Origin of the sequence: Kitasatospora sp. NPDC089797, from assembly GCF_040684795.1 — a bacterium.
Classification (GTDB): domain Bacteria; phylum Actinomycetota; class Actinomycetes; order Streptomycetales; family Streptomycetaceae; genus Kitasatospora.
On record NZ_JBFBGS010000002.1, the window covers coordinates 1 to 18,185 of the forward strand.

General features: G+C 73.8%; 18 protein-coding genes and 1 tRNA gene. 11 read left to right on the forward strand and 8 right to left on the reverse strand.

The features are described 5' to 3' along the window. On the forward strand, positions 1–258 hold a 258-nt coding region (locus AB0O91_RS01615; protein ID WP_363427089.1), incomplete at its 5' end, for an acyl-CoA dehydrogenase family protein. Positions 259–355: 97 nt separating this feature from the next. After that, positions 356–1,099 carry a TetR family transcriptional regulator gene (locus AB0O91_RS01620; RefSeq protein WP_363427091.1) on the forward strand — a complete coding sequence of 248 codons (744 nt, stop codon included), beginning with the start codon at positions 356–358 and terminating at the stop codon, positions 1,097–1,099. Positions 1,100–1,289: 190 nt separating this feature from the next. Here AB0O91_RS01620 and AB0O91_RS01625 read toward each other — a convergent pair whose 3' ends face one another. Then, positions 1,290–2,717 carry an MFS transporter gene (locus AB0O91_RS01625; RefSeq protein WP_363427093.1) on the reverse strand — a complete coding sequence of 476 codons (1,428 nt, stop codon included), beginning with the start codon at positions 2,715–2,717 and terminating at the stop codon, positions 1,290–1,292. Positions 2,718–2,916: 199 nt separating this feature from the next. On the opposite strand from AB0O91_RS01625, the gene AB0O91_RS01630 reads away from it, so the two are divergent. Beyond that, positions 2,917–3,255 (forward strand): helix-turn-helix transcriptional regulator, encoded by a 339-nt coding sequence (locus AB0O91_RS01630; RefSeq protein ID WP_363427094.1) that lies wholly within the window; start codon positions 2,917–2,919, stop codon positions 3,253–3,255. Positions 3,256–3,349: 94 nt separating this feature from the next. Here AB0O91_RS01630 and AB0O91_RS01635 read toward each other — a convergent pair whose 3' ends face one another. The 6 genes from AB0O91_RS01635 to AB0O91_RS01660 form a co-directional block, all read right to left on the reverse strand. Then, positions 3,350–4,516 (reverse strand): NADH:flavin oxidoreductase, encoded by a 1,167-nt coding sequence (locus tag AB0O91_RS01635; protein ID WP_363427096.1) that lies wholly within the window; start codon positions 4,514–4,516, stop codon positions 3,350–3,352. Positions 4,517–4,574: 58 nt separating this feature from the next. Continuing rightward, on the reverse strand, positions 4,575–5,228 hold the full coding sequence (locus AB0O91_RS01640) for an NAD(P)-binding domain-containing protein (RefSeq protein ID WP_363427098.1): 654 nt from the start codon (positions 5,226–5,228) through the stop codon (positions 4,575–4,577). Positions 5,229–5,245: 17 nt separating this feature from the next. Then, complete coding sequence (locus AB0O91_RS01645) at positions 5,246–5,971, reverse strand: AAA family ATPase (RefSeq protein WP_363427099.1); 726 nt, start codon at positions 5,969–5,971, stop codon at positions 5,246–5,248. Between the two features lie 335 nt (positions 5,972–6,306). Beyond that, positions 6,307–6,894, reverse strand: a complete 588-nt coding sequence (locus AB0O91_RS01650; RefSeq protein ID WP_363427101.1) for a TetR/AcrR family transcriptional regulator — start codon at positions 6,892–6,894, stop codon at positions 6,307–6,309. Between the two features lie 166 nt (positions 6,895–7,060). Beyond that, positions 7,061–8,242, reverse strand: a complete 1,182-nt coding sequence (locus AB0O91_RS01655) for an oxidoreductase (RefSeq protein ID WP_363427103.1) — start codon at positions 8,240–8,242, stop codon at positions 7,061–7,063. Next, a complete protein-coding gene (locus AB0O91_RS01660) occupies positions 8,239–9,273 on the reverse strand; it encodes a ScbA/BarX family gamma-butyrolactone biosynthesis protein (RefSeq protein WP_363427105.1) in 1,035 nt (344 codons plus the stop codon). The genes AB0O91_RS01655 and AB0O91_RS01660 overlap by 4 nt, the downstream gene beginning before the upstream one ends. Positions 9,274–9,432: 159 nt before the next feature. Between AB0O91_RS01660 and AB0O91_RS01665 the strand changes: the two genes are divergently transcribed. The 8 genes from AB0O91_RS01665 to AB0O91_RS01700 all read left to right on the forward strand — a co-directional run bounded on the left by AB0O91_RS01665 (position 9,433) and on the right by AB0O91_RS01700 (position 17,698). After that, positions 9,433–10,140 (forward strand): ScbR family autoregulator-binding transcription factor, encoded by a 708-nt coding sequence (locus AB0O91_RS01665; protein WP_363427106.1) that lies wholly within the window; start codon positions 9,433–9,435, stop codon positions 10,138–10,140. A 23-nt stretch (positions 10,141–10,163) separates the two neighbouring features. Continuing rightward, positions 10,164–10,919, forward strand: coding sequence for an HAD-IB family hydrolase (locus tag AB0O91_RS01670; protein WP_363427107.1), 756 nt, complete (start codon positions 10,164–10,166; stop codon positions 10,917–10,919). Between the two features lie 256 nt (positions 10,920–11,175). Further along, the gene (locus AB0O91_RS01675; RefSeq protein ID WP_363427109.1) at positions 11,176–12,348 is read left to right on the forward strand and encodes a winged helix-turn-helix transcriptional regulator; all 1,173 of its coding nucleotides are present in this window, start codon (positions 11,176–11,178) and stop codon (positions 12,346–12,348) included. After that, complete coding sequence (locus AB0O91_RS01680; protein ID WP_363427110.1) at positions 12,332–13,228, forward strand: alpha/beta fold hydrolase; 897 nt, start codon at positions 12,332–12,334, stop codon at positions 13,226–13,228. Before AB0O91_RS01675 ends, AB0O91_RS01680 begins: the two co-directional genes overlap by 17 nt. A gap of 453 nt (positions 13,229–13,681) precedes the next feature. Then, positions 13,682–14,704, forward strand: a complete 1,023-nt coding sequence (locus AB0O91_RS01685) for an AvrD family protein (protein WP_363427112.1) — start codon at positions 13,682–13,684, stop codon at positions 14,702–14,704. 124 nt (positions 14,705–14,828) lie between these two features. Then, positions 14,829–15,845 (forward strand): beta-ketoacyl-ACP synthase III, encoded by a 1,017-nt coding sequence (locus tag AB0O91_RS01690; protein WP_363427113.1) that lies wholly within the window; start codon positions 14,829–14,831, stop codon positions 15,843–15,845. Positions 15,846–16,011: 166 nt separating this feature from the next. Further along, a complete protein-coding gene (locus tag AB0O91_RS01695; RefSeq protein ID WP_363427114.1) occupies positions 16,012–16,248 on the forward strand; it encodes an acyl carrier protein in 237 nt (78 codons plus the stop codon). A 52-nt stretch (positions 16,249–16,300) separates the two neighbouring features. Continuing rightward, the gene (locus AB0O91_RS01700; RefSeq protein ID WP_363427115.1) at positions 16,301–17,698 is read left to right on the forward strand and encodes an FAD-binding oxidoreductase; all 1,398 of its coding nucleotides are present in this window, start codon (positions 16,301–16,303) and stop codon (positions 17,696–17,698) included. A gap of 126 nt (positions 17,699–17,824) precedes the next feature. On the opposite strand, the gene AB0O91_RS01705 is transcribed toward AB0O91_RS01700, so the two are convergent. Then, positions 17,825–17,912, reverse strand: a tRNA-Leu gene (locus AB0O91_RS01705). Positions 17,913–18,185 lie beyond the last annotated feature (273 nt).

Consider the following 18,185-nt stretch of genomic DNA (forward strand, 5'->3'; position numbering starts at 1 on the left):
GCGCGGCAGATGACGTATGTGGCGGCGGCGAAGTCGCAGCGGGGGGATGCGGATCTGACGTTCTTCGGGGCGGCGGCGAAGTGTTTCGCGTCGGACGTGGCGATGGAGGTGACCACGGACGCGGTGCAGTTGCTGGGTGGTTACGGGTACACGCGGGACTATCCGGTGGAGCGGATGATGCGGGACGCGAAGATCACCCAGATCTACGAGGGCACCAACCAGGTCCAGCGGATCGTGATGGCCCGCAACCTGCCGTAACGGCCCGCCGACCAGCCCGGACGAGCCCCGACGACCGGCCCGGTCCACCCACCGGCCGTCGGGGCCGACCCGTTGCGCCGGTGCTAAGTTCCGGAGAATGAGCGAGAAGGAAGAGCAGGACCTGCCCATGAACGACGGGCCCTCGAAGCCGGCGATGCGCGAGGCGCTGGTGGCCGCGGCCTTCGAGCTCTTCCTGGAGCGCGGCTTCGAGCAGACGACGATCGACGACATCGTCTCGCTGGCCGGTGTCGGCCGCCGCTCCTTCTTCCGCTACTTCCCGGCGAAGGAGGACGTGGTCTTCCCCGACCACGAGCGCAGCCTCGCCGAGATGACGGAGTTCCTGGAGTCCGGCAGCGGCGAGGAGGACCCGGTCAAGCACGCCTGCGACGCCGCCCGCCTGGTCCTGCGGATGTACGCCGAACAGCCCTCCTTCTCCGTCCAGCGCTACCGGCTCACCCGCAAGGTCCCCGGCCTGCGGGCGTACGAGCTGTCGGTGGTCTGGCGCTACGAGCACACCCTCGCCGCCTACCTGCGCGGCCGCTACGCCGACCGGGCGGACGGCCCGCTGCGCGCCGACGTGATCGCCGCGGCCGTGGTCGCGGCGCACAACCACGCGCTGCGCACCTGGCTGCGCTCGGGCGGGGAGAGCGACTGGGTGGCCGAGGTGGACGCGGCGATGGCCTTCGTCACCTCCACCTGGAGCGACCGTCCCGCCGACTCCGCCCCGGACGGCGAGGGCGCGGCCGACGACGTGGTGGTGCTGGTCGCCAGCCGCCGGGCGCCGCTGTGGCGGATGGTCCAGGGCATCGAGAGCGCCATCGGCGAGACCCGCCGGCCCTGAGCGTCGCGTTCGCGCGCCTCGTGCGCCGAGCGTCGCGCCCGGTGCAACGGACGGAACGGCCCCGCCCGCCGGACTCGTGGTCCGGCCGACGGGGCCGTTCGGCGTTCCCGCCCTGCCGTTCGGGGGTCGGCGGCGCGGGAACAGCGGGTGACGGACTCCCGGATCGCGGGGTCGGTCGGGACGGTGGAGGTCAGGTGCGGGCCGGTGCGGCCGTGGCGGGGCGCTCCGAGCGGGTGACCAGCCGCCAGGCGCAGAACGCGCCGAGCAGGTAGGCGATGCCGACCAGGACGAAGGACACCGAGGCCCCCCGGCTCCAGTCGGGGGTGGCGTGCAGCACCACGCCGACCACGGCGATGCCCACCAGTGAGCCGATCTGGCGGTTGGCGTTCAGGACGGACCCGGCGACGTTGGCGTGCTCCGGGCCGGCCGAGTCCACCATGGCCGCCGTCATGCCGGGGGAGACGATGCCCGAGCCGAGGCAGGCCACGCCGATGCCGACCGCGATGATCCAGTACGGGGTCGACGCGGAGATCGCGGTCAGGCCGAGCGAGCAGACCCCGGCGACCAGCAGGAAGACCGTCAGCAGCGGGCCGTTGGCGTAGCGACCGGAGATCTTCGAGTAGATCACGTTGGCCACCGGCGACAGGATGGTGATCGGGATCAGTTCCAGTCCGGCGACGAACGGGCTGGCCCCCTGGGCGTGTTGGAAGAACAGCCCGAGCATGAAGATGGTGCCGAAGAGCGCGAAGTTGAAGAAGAAGCCGACCAGGTTGGCGCCCGAGAAGCCGGGGCGGCGGAAGAGCGTCCACGGCATCACGAGCTTGTCGCTGCTGCGCTCGCGCCGCACCAGGACGGCGGCGGCGACCAGCGCCACGGCGTAGGAGACCAGCACCGGCGTTGCGCCCCAGCCGAGTTGGGGCCCTTCGATCAGCGCGAAGCTGACCGCGGCGAGCGTGACGATCCAGATCAGGTGGCCGAACGGGGCCGGCCGGTCACCGCGTGCCTCCGGCGCCGCGATGAACCGCCGCGTCATCAGCATGCCGATCACGCCGATCGGCAGGTTCAGCAGGAAGATGCTCTGCCAGCCGAGCGAGCCGACCATCAGGCCGCCGAGGGTCGGGCCGATGCCCGAGGAGGTGGCGACGATCGCGGACCACAGGCCGAGCATCTTGGTGCGCCGGCGCTTGTCCGGGAACGAGAACACCAGCAGGGACAGCGAGCTCGGCATGAACAGCGCGGCGCCGGCGCCCTGCACCATCCGTGCGGCGATGAGCAGTTCGGGGGTGTTCGCGAGGGCGCAGCCGAGCGAGGCGAGCAGGAACAGGCCCATGCCGGCCATGTAGACCTTCTTGGCGCCCAGCCAGTTGGCCAGGCCGCCGGCCAGCATCAGCAGGGAGGCGAAGGTCAGGATGTAGCCGTCCACGACCCAGGTGAGCTGGGTGAGCGTGGCCCCCAGCTTCTCCTGCAGGGTCGCGCCCGCGACGTTGACGATGGTGACGTCCAGGGTGGCCATCACGAATCCGGTGGCCAGTGCGGCGATCTTCAGGCCGCTGGAGGAGTCCGGTGGGGCGGCGGGCGCGGCGCCGGTCTGCGCCGGGCGGGTCTCGGCGGTGGTCATCACTGGTTCCTTCGCTAGCGGACGGTGGTTGCCGGGGGAGTGGCAACTCACCCTGGCAGTGGTCGAGTTGGCGAGTGGAGCGGAACCCCACTGAAGGGCATATGACGACAACTGTCAAATTTGATTCCTGTCGTCATAAACTGGCTGTCGTACGATCGTGGTCGTACTATGGGGGCGCCGCCAACCAGAGAGGTGCACCGTGACCGCACAGGCCGCCGTCGACCGCATCGGGGACCACCCCGACGCCGCGGACATCACCCTCCAGCGCATCCTGGAGGCCTTCGCCGACCCGGTGCGGCGCAGCATCGTGCGGCAGATCGCCCGCACCGAGGGCGACACCGCCTGCGGCACCTTCGACATCTCGGTCACCCGGTCGACCGGCACCCACCACTTCCGGGTGCTGCGGCAGTCCGGGCTGATCCGGCAGTACTACGTCGGCACCTCCAAGCGGAACGCCCTGCGCCGCGACGACCTGGAACAGGCCTTCCCGGGACTGCTGGACGCCCTCCTCGCCGCGGCCGACCGGGAGGACGGCTGACCTGCCCGGTCGGGCACGGCGGCGGGTGCCGGCCCGGCCGGTCGCGCACGCCGATCGGCCGCACGCACCGGTCGGCCGCGGTGAGGAGGCGGGCTCAGTCGAGTGCGGCCAGCTCGGCCGCGTCGAACGGGCGCATCCGGTCCGTCCGCCCGGTGCGGACCAGCTCGGCCCAGTCCGGGTTGGCCACCAGCGCCCGCCCGACCGCGACCAGGTCGAACTCGCCCCGGGCGAGGCGCTCGGCCACCAGGCCGACGTCGTCGACCTCCGCGCCCTTGCCCTCGACGTAGCCCAGGTAGTCGCTGTCGCGCAGTCCGACCGAGCCGACCGTGATGGTGGGGCGGCCGGTCACCTCCTTCACCCAGCCCGCCAGGTTGAGCGGGGAGCCCTCGAACTCCGGCTGCCAGAACCGCCGGGTCGAGCAGTGGAAGACGTCGACTCCCGCGTCCACCAGCGGCGCCAGGAAGGTCTCCAGCGCCTTCGGGTCGTCCGCCAGCCGGGCCTGGTAGTGCGCCACCTTCCACTGCGAGAGGCGCAGTAGGACCGGGAAGTCGGGGCCGGTCGCCGCGCGGCAGGCCCGGACCACCTCGGCGGCGAACCGGGTCCGGCCGGCCGGGTCGCCGCCGTAGCCGTCGGTACGGCGGTTGGTGACGTCCCAGAAGAACTGGTCGAACAGGTAGCCGTGGGCGGCGTGCAGCTCGATGCCGTCGAAGCCGAGGCGCTGGGCGTCGGCCGCCGCGCGGGCGAAGGCCTCGACCACGTCGGCGATGTCGGACTCGGACATCGCCCGCCCGGCCGGGCGGCCCGGTTCCAGACCCGACGGGTTGACCAGCCCGCCCGGCGGTTCGAACAGCTCGACGCCCTTCGGCGCCGTGCGGCGGGCCTCCTCCAGGGACCGGCCCCACAAGAGCGGGTCCTGGCCGATGTGCCACAGCTGGGGCACGATCCGGCCGCCGGCGGCGTGCACCGCGCCGACCACCCCGGCCCAGCCGGCCAGCGCGTCCACGCCGTGGAACCGGGGGACGGACGGACGGTTCCCGGCCGAGGGGTGGCCCACGAAGGTGCCCTCGGTGATGATCAGCCCCACCCCGTGCCGGGCGCGGCGGGCGTAGTACTCCGCGACGTCCGCGCCGGGCACCCCGCCGGGCGACAGGTCGCGGGACATGGGGGCCATGACGATCCGGTTCTCCAGCGCCAGCCCGCCGATCTTGAACGGCTCGAAGAGCGGCGCCGCGGTTGCCGGTCCGGGCGGTGTCGTGCGCACGTGACTGCCTTTCGTCGTGGGGTTCCGAGGGCCGCGGGCGGCCCGTCCGGCGCGTCGGTCAGCCGGCCCGGCCGGTCAGCGCGCGCATCTCGCCGGGGGTGAACATGTGCGGGAAGAGCACCCCGCCCGGGTCGAGCGGCGCCGACTGGTCCAGCCCGCCGAGGTCGACCGGGGTGAATCCGGCGTCGTGCACCAGCCCGGACACCGTGGCCTTGGCCGCGGCGTCGTCCCCGGCGACCGCCATCGCCCAGAAGTGGCGCTGCCGGGTGCCGCGCGACCACAGCAGCTCGTCCATGACGTGGGTGAACGCGCGGACCACGGTGGCGGTGGGCAGTTGCTTCGAGGCGTGCCGGCCCTGGGTCACCCCGGCGGCGAGGGTGGACACCACCCGGCCGTCCTCGGTGAGCGACACCGGGTTGGTGGCGTCGATGACGACCTTCCCGGTCAGGTGCTCGCCGACGGTGTCGAGCAGCTCGTCCACCGCCTCGTACGGGACGGACAGCAGCACGACGTCGGCCGTCCGCGCGGTCTCGGTGTACGTCGCGGCGCGGGCCCGGGCGCCCAGCGGCTCGACGAAGGAGGCGAGCCGCTCGGGGGCGCGGGAGCCGAAGGTGACGCTGTGGCCGGCGGCCAGCCAGTGGCGGCCGACCGGGCGGCCGATCTGGCCGGCGCCCAGGACTCCGAGCTTCAGCGGCGTGGTGGTCTCGGTCATGGCTGCGGGGATTCCTCTCAGGCCGCGACGGTCGCGACGGCGGCGGCCGCGGCGTTGCGCTCGGACTCGCTGCGGACGTCGAGCTCGGAGTAGTCCTGCTTCGCCGTCTCGATCGCCTCCTCGATCGACATGACCCGGGGGAAGCCGAAGCGCTCGGTGATGGCCTCCAGCCGCTCGGGGATCGTGCCGCCGATGATGTGGGTGGGGATCTTCAGCTCGTCCCGCAGCACGTTCAGCAGGTGCTCGTCGGAGAGCACCCGGAAGCGCTCGTTGACGGGGCGGTGGCCGTTCGGGTCGAGCGGGAACTCGATCGGCAGGTGGACGAAGGCGTCGTAGGTCTCCTTGGCGTACTGCTTGAGGGCGACGCCGAGTTGGGTGACGACCTGCTCGTAGAAGCGGATCTCGTCGGTCTTTTCGACGGACTCCAGGCCGATGGACTCGTTGGGGTTGATGCCGACCGTGACGCGGACGGTCGCGTAGGTCCACTCGTGCAGCGAGGAGCCGTCGGAGATGTAGCCGCCGGGCAGGTGGCTCTCGTGCACCGCGCGCTCGACGTAGCGGCGCGTCACCAGCTGGATGAGCTCGGCGGCGTTGCACTCCTCCAGGGTCTTGCCCGGTACGGCGTGCGGCAGGATCTCGCGCATGGTCTTGGCGTGGGTGCGCGGGATGCCGGTCAGGTGGGCGAGCGCCATGGTGGTCAGCGTCTTGCCGGAGGAGTAGGTCCCGGAGATGGCGAGCTTCATCGTTTACCTCTCGGAGCGGGGAGACGGTCGTGACGACGGTCTGGGAAAACGCGCACGGCGTTCGGCCGGTGTGAACGGGAACGGCCGCGGGGCGCGTGGGGAGATATCGGCGGAGAGCACGCCATTCGGCCTCTGGGGCGTCTGCCGGCGGGCCGGTTCGTGAATTCCGGGCCTGCGGCGAAGCGGTGCGGAAGAAAGGCTAGCGGCGGTGGAACGGGAAATGCCAGGCGCCCGTTTGCACAGGCTGTGCGACTGGGGCCGGGGCCTCGGTTGCACAGCCGGACGGACGGTCGGCGACGGGGCCGCCGGCCCGCGAGCGGTGAGGGAGTGGCTGGTCAGGCCGGGTGCAGCACGGTGTGGATGGCGCGCCAGGCCTCGTCCGGCTCGCCCGCCCCGCCCCGGTCGGCGTCCCCGGCGGGCAGGTACGAGGAGCCGTAGAGGACGGCCAGGACCAGGTAGGCGAGGGATTCCGGGGAGTGCACCGGTGTCACTTCCAGCTCGGCCTGCGCTTTTCGGATGCCCGTCACCATTTCCTGACGGATATCGGCGAACAGCCCGGCCGAATCGCCGGGGCGGCGCTCGCAGTCCGCGGCGAGCCGCAGTGCGGCCCGGAACCGGACATTGGATTCGAATTGCCCGCGCATTCTCCGGATGAGTTCGGTGAGCGCCGATCCGGGGGAGGGGCTGGGCTGCTCGTCCGGGGGCTCGCGGATCAGCTCCCAGTGCCGGGAGCTCTCGGTGACCAGCGCGACGGCGAGCTGGTGCTTGGAGCCGAAGTGGGCGTAGAGCGCGCCCTTCGTCATGCCGGTCCGGGCCACCACGGCCTCGACCTTGGTGGCCGCGAAGCCGTGGGCGGCGAACTCCGCCGCGGCGGCGTCCAGTACGCGTTCCCGGGTCTGCCAGGCCCTGGCCTGCTTCACCACCGCGGCAGCCTCGCAACTGTGTCCATGCCTCAGAAACATACCTATGCGAAGGTATGTTGTCGAGGGCGAGGCGAGGGCGCCGGTCGGAGCGGCAGCGGAGGAGCGGGGCCGACCGCCGCTCCGGCGGGCGGTCGGCCCCGCTCCCAGTTGTTGGGAGATGAGGGAACTAGGCGTCGAGCAGGGCCGCGGCGTAGTCGGCGGCGGCCGCCGCCGGGTCGAGCACGGCGTGCGAGGCCACGGTGGTGACGTCGCGCCAGTACCGCTGGAGGGCGGAGTCCTCCCGCTGCGCCGGTGATCCGGCGGTGCGGAAGAGGCGGTCGACGGCCTCGGTGCACCAGGCCGCGGCCATCGCGGCGTCCCGCCGGTTCTCCGCCACCAGCAGCGTGGTCACCTCGGCGCGGTCGGCCCGCTCGGCGGCCCGCTCCAACAGCAGCCGGGCCGCGGCGATCCGGGCCGCGCCCTCGCCGAGCGCCGACTCGGCCTCCGCCCGGCGGCCGGGGGGCAGGGCGGGCAGGCGCGGGAGCACGGCCGAGCGCCAGGCGTCGAGCGCGCCCTCGGCCGCCCCCAGCACCGGCGCCGCGAACATCAGCGCCCCGGCCAGGTGGACCGGCACCCGGTGGCAGCGGGCCGCGTCCGGGCCCGACGGGCGCTGCAGGTCCGGGAGGGTGCAGGAGAGCCGGTCCGGGACGAACGCCCCGGCCACCTCCACCGCGTTGCTGCCCGTCCCGCGCATGCCCAGGCTCCGCCAGGTGTCCAGGAGGGTCCAGTCCGCCCGGGGGACGGCGAAGATCCGGTGCTCCGGGCGGTCCGCGGGGCCGGTCCGGGAGGCCAGCAGCAGCCAGTCCGCGTGGTCGACCCCGCTGGCGGTGTCCCAGCGGCCCCGGAGCCGCCAGCCGCCTCCGTCCCGGACCGCCTCGCCCTGCGGCGGCATGATCGAGGTGGAGATCAGCACGTCGGGCGAGGCCCCCCACAGCTCCTTGCGGCCCTCCTCGGGGAGGTAGGCGGCGAGCCGGCCGTGCGCGGCGAACAGGGTGGCGCACCAGGCGGTGGACGGGCAGGTCCGCGCGATCTCGGCCGACGCACCGAGGAGTCGGGCGAAGGTGCCCGCCGTCCCGCCGAACTCGCGGGGGACGAAGTGCCGGGGGAACCCTGCGGCGGTGACGGCCCCGACCGCCTCCGGGCCGAGCCGGTGCCGCTCCTCCACGCCGGACAGGTCGCGCCGCGCCGCGTCGACCACCCGCGCGACCGCGGCGGCGGAGAGGGCGGCGGGCGCGGCGGTGGGTGCGGCGGTGGGTGCGGCGGTGGGTGCGGGGTCGGGCTGAGCGGCGTGCACGATGGGCTCCTTCACGAGGTCTCCTGACGGTCCGCCGGGTAGGCGAGCCGGGCCGCGGCGAGGACGACGCCGCGCTGGGCGGCGGTGACCACGGCCGTCCGCCGCCGGGCCGGCCGCCACCGGGCCGTACCGTCGCTCCGGCCCACGACCTCCGGCCCGGGCGTCACGGTGACGGCCACCGGCAGGTCCGGCTCGGCGAACGCGGTGAAGGTCGCCGAGAGCCCGGCGGGGTGCAGCGGAGCGCCCATGGCGCGGCCGGCCTGCCGGAAGGCCTCCAGCAGGATCATGCCCGGGACGTGGTCGGACGGGTGGTCGAAGAGCACCGGGTGGCCCGGGTCCGGGTCGAGCCAGAAGCCGCCGCGGGTGCCGGAGGAGTCCCGGGCGAGCAGGACGTGCTCGTCGCCCGGGTACCCGACCTCGCCGGGGGCGAGCCGCCGCAGCGGGCCGGTGGGTGCCGCGGGGTGCTCCGGGGCCCCGGCCGTCCTCGGGCGGGCGGCGCGGTGGCGCACCACCTGGTAGAACGCGGGGTGCAGCACCTCCCAGCGGATGCCCGCCCGGCCGATCAGGACGCCGTCGACGGACGCCGTCGCCTCCAGGGCGAGGCCGGCCCGGCGGGGCGTGGTGACCGTCCGGGCGCAGGTCACGTCCAGCGTGACGTGCGCCGGGGCGCCGGGGCGCAGCGGCGGGGCGTCCGGCGCCAGCTCCAGGTCGAGCCGGTCCAGGACGAACGGATGCCCCTGCGGTGCGCCGTGGAAGCGGTGCGAGAGGTGGATCAGGGTCTGGCGGACCGTCTCGGCCAGCAGCAGCGGATCCGGCGACCGGCCGTCCCCGCCGTGGTGGAGGAAGCGGTCCCGGAACCAGGCGGCGCCGACCGTGAAGCGGTCGTCCCCGGTGCGGACCGCGTCGGTGAGCAGGACCTCCGCGGCGGACGTCTTGTGGACGCATCCGGCCGGAAGGCGGTGGGCGAATGAGGGCCTGCGGCCGGACGACAGGGCAGTTGCCCGGTCCGACGGCAGGTACGTTGGCGGTGCGGTGATGATGGACATACGAGCACGTCTCCCCGTTGGTGTGCCGTTCCCTAAGGTGGTGCCACCCCATCTGCGGGCAACGGCCAGGTCAGGTGGCCGTTGATCCCGGGCCGAAAATATACCTGGGAGAAGGTATATAGCCAGAAGTGCTCGGGCTAGCGAGAGAAAGGGCGAACAGTGAGTCAGAGCAAGGGTGTTGCCGTGGAGCCGCTGTGGCCGACCCCCAAGATCCAGCGTTCGGGCACGACCGGGCCGCTGCTGCGCCAGGAGCGCGCCGAACGGACCCGGGAGCAGATCCTGCACTGTGCCGCGCGGATCTTCGCCGAGCGGGGGTACCAGCAGACCAGCATCAAGGACGTGGCGGACGAGGTGGCCATGACCAAGGGCGCGGTCTACTTCCACTTCCCCAACAAGCAGGCCCTTGCCATCGCCGTGGTGGACGAGCTGTACTCGCGTTGGCCGGTGACGCTGGAGGCGGTGCGCGGCAAGGGCCTCTCGCCGCTGGACACCGTGATCGAGATGTTCAACGCGGCCAGCGCCGCGTTCCTGGAGGACCCGATCATGCAGGCCGGGACCAGGCTGCAGAACGAGCGCGACGCCGTCGACGTCGAACTGCCGCTGCCCTACGTGGACTGGACGAACCTGATCTCGATGCTGATGCGCGAGGCCCACCAGCAGGGCCAGTTGGCGCAGCACATGGATCCGGACGTCGCCGCGCGGGTGGCCGTCGCGGCCTTCTTCGGCGCCCAGCACATCTCCGACAACCTGAACGACCGCGCGGACTTCGCCGAGCGCTGGCGCGAGGTGCGCGACACCCTGTTCCCCGCCCTGCGCGCCCGACCGGGCCTCGCCCCCGAACCCGACCGACCCGTCACCCGCGGGTGACCCCGGCCCCCGAGGAGCCCTCCGTGGTCCAGCCCGACCGTCTGGTGTTCAGCGACCTGGACGAGACGCTGATCGACTGCAAGAGCCTGTTCGACTTCCTGGACTTCTACCTCGGCGGCCGGTACGGGCCGCAGGGCGTCCGGCGGGCGGCCGGGCTACGGGCCGAGCTGGCCGCGCAGGCGGCCGCCGGGACGCCGCGCGAGCAGGCGAACCGAACGTACTACCGGGTCTGGGCGGGGGAGCGGGAGGAGGCCGTCCGCGCGGCCGGCCGGGAGTGGTTCGCCCGGCGCTCGCGGGACGGGGGCTTCTACGTCGCCGCCGTCCACGAGGCCCTGACGCGGCATCGGGCGGTGGGCGACCGGGTGGTGCTCGTCTCCGGCTCCTTCCCGGCGGTGGTCGAGCCGGTCGCCCGGGACATCGGTGCGGCGCACGTGGTGTGCACCCGGCCGGAGGTGCGCCGGGGGGTGTTCACCGGCGAGCTGGTCGGCGAGCCGGTCATCGGCGAGGAGAAGCGCCGGGCCGTGCGCGCCCTGTTCCGGGACCACCCGCAGGTCGATCCGGCGGACTGCTACGGCTACGGGGACCACGTCTCCGATCTGCCGATGCTCACCGAGGTCGGGCATCCGGTGGTGGTCGGGGACCGGCAGCTGGCCGACCGGGTGCCCGGGGCCCGGTGGCTGCCGGCCGGTGCCCTGGCGGCCGGCGCCCCGGCGACTGACGGCCCGTCGGCCGGTGCCCCGTCGGTCGACGCGCCCGCGGTCGGGGTCGCGGTCCGCTGACGCCCGGGCTCCGGCGGTCGCCTGTGTGACGGTCTCGCTGCCGCGTGTTTCGGCGGCATTAAAAAACCTTCCCAAAGGTATGTGGATGTCCTACGATCGCTGCGAAGCACGCCGCCCCTTTGGCCTGCCTCGACGAGGAGACGCCCCAGCAGACCCAGGGAGCAGGACGGCACGGTCCCCGAGGCCGGACGAGCGGCGCGCACCGCGGCTTCGTTCGCCCGGCCACGCTCCCGTGTTGCACGTCGGAGGACTCGCCGTGACGCAACAGACCGCAACCGTCGAAGCCGAGGAGAACCCGGTGTCCCGCCTGCCGTCCCCGGAGTGGGCCCCGGCCCTGACCGAGGTCGTGACCGTCCCCGTCGCCGCCCTGCTGCCGGCCGACTCGCCGCGCGCCCGCGGCGAGGACCCGGAGCACCTGAGGACGCTGGCCGAACTCGGCCGCGACCTGCCGCCGATCATCGTCCATCGTTCGAGCATGCGGGTGGTCGACGGCATGCACCGGCTGCGGGTGGCGGCCGCCGAGGGCAGATCCGACATCCCCGTCCGCTTCTTCGAGGGCTCGGAGCGCGACGCCTTCGTGCTCTCCGTCCAGAGCAACACCCGGCACGGCCTGCCGCTCTCCAAGGCGGAGCGGACGGCGGCGGCCGGCCGGATCCTGGTCTCCCACGCGGACTGGGCGGACCGGATGATCGCCGAGGTCACCGGGCTGTCGACCAAGACGGTGCGGGCGCTGCGACGGGACCTGGGCGAGGCGATCCCGCACCCGGCGAGCCGGATCGGCCGGGACGGCCGCGCCCGCCCGCTGGACAGCGCGACCGGCCGGCTGCGCGCGAGCGAGCTGATCACCGCCAACCCCCGGGCCTCGCTGCGCGCGATCGCCGACGAGGCGGGCATCTCCCCGGGCACGGTGCGGGACGTCCGGGAGCGGCTGCGGCGGGGGGAGGACCCGTTGCCCGCCGGGCGCCGCCCGGCCCACTCCGCCGCCGTCCGGCCCGCGCCCCTGCCCGTGCCCGCGCAGTCGCCCGCGCACTCGCCCTCGCCCTCGCCCGCCGAGCCGCGCGCCGCCGACCGGCGCGGCGCCACCACCGCCCAGCAGGTCGGCCAGGACCTCGCCCGCACGATGGAACGGCTGATGAGCGACCCGGCCCTCCGGCTGACCGAGAGCGGCCGGCACCTGCTGCGGATGCTGACCAGCAGCCTGCCCCCGACCGAGCAGCGGGACCAACTGGTGCGCAGCGTCCCGCCGCACTGCGCCGGGCGGATCTCCCAGCTCGCCCTGGAGTGCGCCGCGGCCTGGCAGGAGTTCGCGCGGCTGGTGGAGACGGCCCGACCGGACCTCGCTCCCGACGGCTGGGCCGCCGCGGCGGACCGGGCGACCGCCCCGGCGCGGCCGCACGGACCGGGGAGGGCCGATGTTCCGGCCGCCTGACGGGCTGTGCAACCGGGGCCGGTCCCCGGTCGCACAACCGCTCGAGCGGCCGGGTGGGCAACTGGGCGAGTACCCGGGCATCCGCCCGATCGAGCAGCCGCTCGCACGTCTGCTCGCAGACCCGCCCGCACACCCCGCCGTCGCGGAACCCGGGCCGGACGACGGCCCGATCACCCTGCTGGGGCTGCACCCGGCCGGCGGGAGCACGGCCTTCTTCGCCGGCTGGCAGCGCGCCCTGGGGGAGCGGGCGACGGTCGTCCCGGTCCGGCTCCCGGGCCGGGACGCCACCGGCGGCCACTGCCGGGCGGGCCTGCCGAGCCTGGTCGCCGCCCTGGAACGCGACCTCGGCCCGCTGCTCGACCGGCCCCACCTCCTCTACGGGCACAGCATGGGCGCACTGCTCGCCCACCGACTCACCCTGCGCCGGGCCGCACAGGGCCGTCGACTGCCCGAGCGGCTCCTGCTCGGGGCCTATCCGGCACCCCACCTGCCGCACCCGCTGCACCGCGAGGTCGGGCTCGCCGACGCCGAACTCGTGCGCCGGCTGGTCGACTTCGGCGCGCTCCCGGAGTCGCTGCGCGCCGACACCCGCTGGCTGGCCGATCGGATCGCCCTCGTCCGGGCGGAGATCGGCCTCTGCGGGGAGGTCTCCGGGCGTTCCGAACGCCGGCCGCTGCCCTGCCCGATCGAGGTGTTCTCCGGAATCGACGACCCCTTGGTGACGGCGGCCGGCGCCGCGGCCTGGGCCGAACACGCCGGTGGGGGATTCCACCTGCACCGGCTGCCCGGAGGGCATTTCTTCCCGCGCGAGTCGCCCGAATCCAAGGACGCCTTCTTCCGCTGTCTGACCGGCCTGATCGCCCCGCTGGCGACGGTCTGACGCATTCGTTCCCCCGGCCCTTCCCTCGGCTCTTCCCCCGGTCCTTCCTTCGGCCTTTGCTCGGCCTTCCTTCGGCGTTCCTCCGGCTTTCCCTCCGGCCTTTCCCGCGGCCCCCGCATTCCCGTTCTCCGCCCACTTCCGGCATTTCGGTCCGGCCGTCGGGCCGTTGGGCACGGGTGGGGAATTCCACGCTTGCCTGACGGTCCGGGCGACGGGCAGAGTGATCCCCGTACGGGAGCCGGAACCCCACGGCACCGCGCGACCGGCCCGGCCGTCGCCCCGATCCCCGCCGCCACTACGCAGGCCGGGCAAGAGAACTGACGAGACGTCAGGCCTGTCCTCGGCGGAGCTGCCCGTCGACACCGCCACCGCCGTTCCGGAACCGCCGAAGCGCCGCACGACCCGGGCCCAGGGTGCGTCCCGACCCGCCCTGCCACCTTCTCCGAGGAAGCCATGACTGACATCGCAGAGCAGACCCGTACCCATCGCGCCACCGTCGACGACTACTTGGGGCCAGGAGAGAAACGGTTCTTCGGCGAGGGCTACAAGCGGGCGGACCAGCGGCTGACCGACATCCGGGTCGGCGTCGGCCCCGACGGCGTCGGACACGTCCGGGCCCGGGCCCGCGTCCGCTACCCGGACGACTGGTCGCGCAAGGGCAAGCGCAACCAGCGCCCGCACCTCAGCAGCATCGACGTCCTGCTGCTGGCCGGCGAGGCCACGGAGCTCCACCTCGCCCACGTCCTCGGCCTCGACGCCGAACAGCGCAGCACCGCCCGGCTGCGCCGGGTGCGGATGAAGGCCGGCACCAGCCCGGTCGAGGAGGACCTCGACGCGTTCCCCGTCGAGGCGACCATCACCGAACTGCCGTACGGGGGAGGCGATCCGGACACCCGGCTGTCGATCGCCGACTGCCGGGTCGGCGCCCTGCGCGTGCAGTGCGAGGTCGAGCACCCGGCCGGAGTCGTCCGGTCCGAGCCGGGCGCCTACGACGGCCCGGACGCCCTGCTGGGCAGTGCGGCGCTGCGCCCGTACGCGGCGGCACACCGGGCCAAGTACCAGCTGATCGAGCGGCTCGCGGTCGACTTCACGACCAACTCGGCCTACGCCACCGTCAGTTCGGGCTTCCGCGAGAGCGCGGCGGCGGACGCCCCGGTGCGCGGGCTGGAGAGCCACAGCCACCGGAGCACCTCGATCCTCGACGTCTTCGTCGCCACGATCCAGCTCGGCCAGATCCTGCTCTACGAGATCGACGGCGTGCCGCGCTCCGAGAGCAACACCCTGTGGATGCGCCAGACGGTGCTCGACATCGCCGACCCGCACCGGCCGGTGACGGATCCCGAGCCGCTGTCGGTGCGCCTGGAGGGCACCGAGCTGCTCACCTCGCGCGACGGGGAGACCTGGCGGCTGGTCGACATCGTCGGCCGCCTCCGGCACATGTCGGTCAGGTGCTCGGCCGCCCACCGGCTGCCCTGACGGCCCCTCGGTCGACGCGGCCCCACCGGCCGGGCGACAGCCCCCACCACCAGACGCCCCCCGTACGGACAAGGAAGACGGACATGACGGCAGACCCCCGCCCCACCACCCCGGCGAGCAGGCCGTGAGCCGCTCCGCCGTCCTCGCCGGCCTCGGCGCCATGGTGCCCGAACGGGTCGTGGACAACGACGAGATCGCCCGGACGATCGACACCGACGACGCGTGGATCCGCACCAGGACGGGCATCAGCCGGCGCCACTGGGTCGCCCCCGGCACCGCCACCGGTGACCTCGCGACGGTGGCCGGCCGGCGAGCCCTGGAGTCGGCCGGCGTCGACTCGGTCGACCTGGTGATCCTGGCGACCAGCACGCCCAACCAGCCCATGCCCGCGACCGCCCCGGAGGTGGCCACCCGGCTGGGCATGGCCGGAGTGCCCGGCTACGACCTGTCGGCCGCCTGCGCCGGCTTCGTCTACGGCCTGCACGCCGCGGCCGGCTCGATCGTGGCGGGCCTGTCCGAACGCGTCCTGGTGATCGGCGCGGACATCTGGTCCACCCGGCTCGACCCGGCGGACCGCGCCACCGCGATCATCTTCGGCGACGGCGCCGGCGCGGCCGTGCTGCGGGCCGGAACGGCCGACGAGCCGGGCGCCCTGGTCGGCTTCGACCTCGGCAGCGACGGCGCCAACCGGGACCTCGCGGTGCTGCCCGCCGGCGGCTCCCGCCAGCGCTCCCGCCGGGAGCCGCTGCGCGAGGAGGACAACTACCTCGCCATGCGCGGGAAGGAGATCTTCACCCACGCGGTCGACCGGATGGCAGGGTCCTCCGAGGCCCTGATGGACTCGATCGGCTGGAGCTCCGAGGACGTCGACTGGTTCGTCGGTCACCAGGCGAACGTCCGCATCCTGCACACCGTGGCCGACGTGATGAACGTGCCCCGCGAGCAGGTCGTGGTGCACCTGGACAAGGTCGGCAACACCTCGGCCGCCTCCATCCCCCTCGCCCTCACCGACGCCGCGGCCGAGGGGCGGCTCGCACCCGGGCAGCGGGTCCTTCTGACCGCCTTCGGCGGCGGGCTCAGCTGGGGCTCGGCGGCGCTCAGCTGGCCGGACATCAAGGTCGCCGGCATCGAGAGCCCGTGACCCGCCCGGCCCCCGGCCCGCCCGTAGCGCCCGTAACTCCCGTACTGCCCGCAGCTCCCGTACTGCCCGCAACTCCCGCGCCGCCCGCAGCTCCCGTACCGCTCGCGAAGCCCCTCCCGGCCGCGACGCCCCCGTCACCCGCCCGCCCCGTGCGAAAGGACCATCGATGGACCACATCACCGAGCGCGTCATGACCCTCCTGGTGGACAAGTTCTCCATGGACGCCACGATCACCCCCACGACCGCCTTCGCCGACCTGGGGCTCGACTCCCTCGTCCTGCTGGAGCTGTCCGTGATCCTCGAGCGCGAGTACGGCACCCGCCTCTCCGAGGACGACATGGCCGAGGCCGGCACCGCGGCCGGCGTCGCCGCCCTGGTCGCCGCGCACTCCGCCGCCGTCTGACACCCCGCCGCCCCTCCGGCGCGCCCCCTCCGACGAACAGGAAGTCCTCCCCATGACGCTGAAGAACCGTTCGGGACAAGCCGTCGCACCCGAGCACGTCGACGCCCTCCGCACCACCGTGCGCGGCCAGGTGTTCGCCCAGGACGACGAGGGCTACGCCCGGGCGCGGCTGGTGTGGAACGGCTACTTCAACCGCCACCCGGGCCTGATCGTGCGCTGCGCCGGAGCCGCCGACGTGGTGGAGGCGGTCCGCTTCGCCACCCGGCACGACATCCGGCTCGCCGTACGCAGCGGCGGCCACAGCTACCCCGGCCACTCGACCATCGACGACGGCCTGGTCGTCGACCTGAGCGGGCTGAAGGGCATCCGGGTCGACCTCCAGCGCGGAGTCGCGATCTGCGAGCCCGGCCTGCTGCTGGCCGAACTCGACGACGAGACCTACCGGTTCGGGCTCGCCGTGACCGGCGGCCAGGTCTCCCACACCGGCATCGCCGGGCTGACCCTGGGCGGCGGCATCGGCTGGCTGTGCCGCTCCCGCGGGCTCACCGTCGACAACCTGGTCGCCGCAGACGTCGTCCTCGCCGACGGCGAGGTGCGCCGGGCCAGCGCCGAGGACGACGCCGACCTGTTCTGGGCGATCCGGGGCGGCGGCGGCAACTTCGGCATCGTCACCTCCTTCGAGTACCGGCTCCACCCGCAGGGCGCCTGCCGCACCGGCATCGTCGCCTACCGCGCCGGCGACCACGCGGCCGTCGCCACCGGCCTGTCCGCCTTCGCGGCCACGGCGCCGGACCGCCTGGCCCTGGCCGTCGGCCTGTTCGACCTGGCGGACGGCGACACGGGCATCGCCATCCGCTACGTCGACACCGCCCCGGCCGAGGACACCGGCGCGCTCGTCGACGCGCTCGCGGGCTTCGGCCCCGAGCCGGTGCTGCGCACCTCCGAGACCATGCCGTACCCGAAGGTCCAGCAGCTCGCCGACGCGGACATGGCCCACCACCGCCGCTACTACACCCGGTCCTTCATGATCGAGACGGTCACGGCCGAGGCCCTGGCCGGCCTGATCGAAGGCTTCCGCACCCGGAAGTCGGAGCTGTCCCAGATCGGTATGATGCTCCTCGGCGGCGAGGTCGCCCGGGTCGCCCCGGACGCCACCGCCTACCCGCACCGCGAGCCCGGCTTCCTGGTCACCCTGCTCGGCGGCTGGACCGACGAGCAGGACGACGCGGCCAACACCGCCTGGTGCCGCGAGACCTACGACACCCTCCAGCGCTTCACCTCGGGCGGCGTCTACGTCAACGAACTGCTCGACGAGGGCGAGCGGCGCATCGTCTCGGCCTACGGCGCCGACCACTACCGGCGGCTCTCCGAGCTGAAGGCGAAGTACGACCCGGCCAACACGTTCCGGGTGAACCAGAACATCAAGCCCGCCGCCCCGGCCGACGCCTGACCGGCGGCTGGAGGCCCCGGCCGCCCCGGGGCCTCCACCGGGCGGGTGTGCGCACCCGGTGCGGGCCGCACCGTGGCCCGGAAACGCAAAAGACCCCAGAAGAACTGGGGTCTCATCCGGTAAAGCTGGTGTCCGAGGGGGGACTTGAACCCCCACGCCCGATAAAGGGCACTAGCACCTCAAGCTAGCGCGTCTGCCATTCCGCCACCCGGACCGGGTGTCGCCCTCGCGGCTTCCGATCTCTCGTCCGTCGCGCTGACAGATGTAACTGTAGCAAAGATCGGCTTGGGGTCCCAAAACGGCTCCGGAGCGGGGAGCGGCGCTGGTGGCGGGGGCAAGGGGCGGCCTGTGGCGGGGGTGTGACCAGCGGGTTTCGGGGGCGTGCGGGGGGTGGATCGGGATCGGGCGCTGGGGGAGGATGGGCGGACGTGCTCGTACGGCCCGGGTGCAGGTCCTGGGGGTGGCGCGCTGGTGCGTCGGTGCGGGC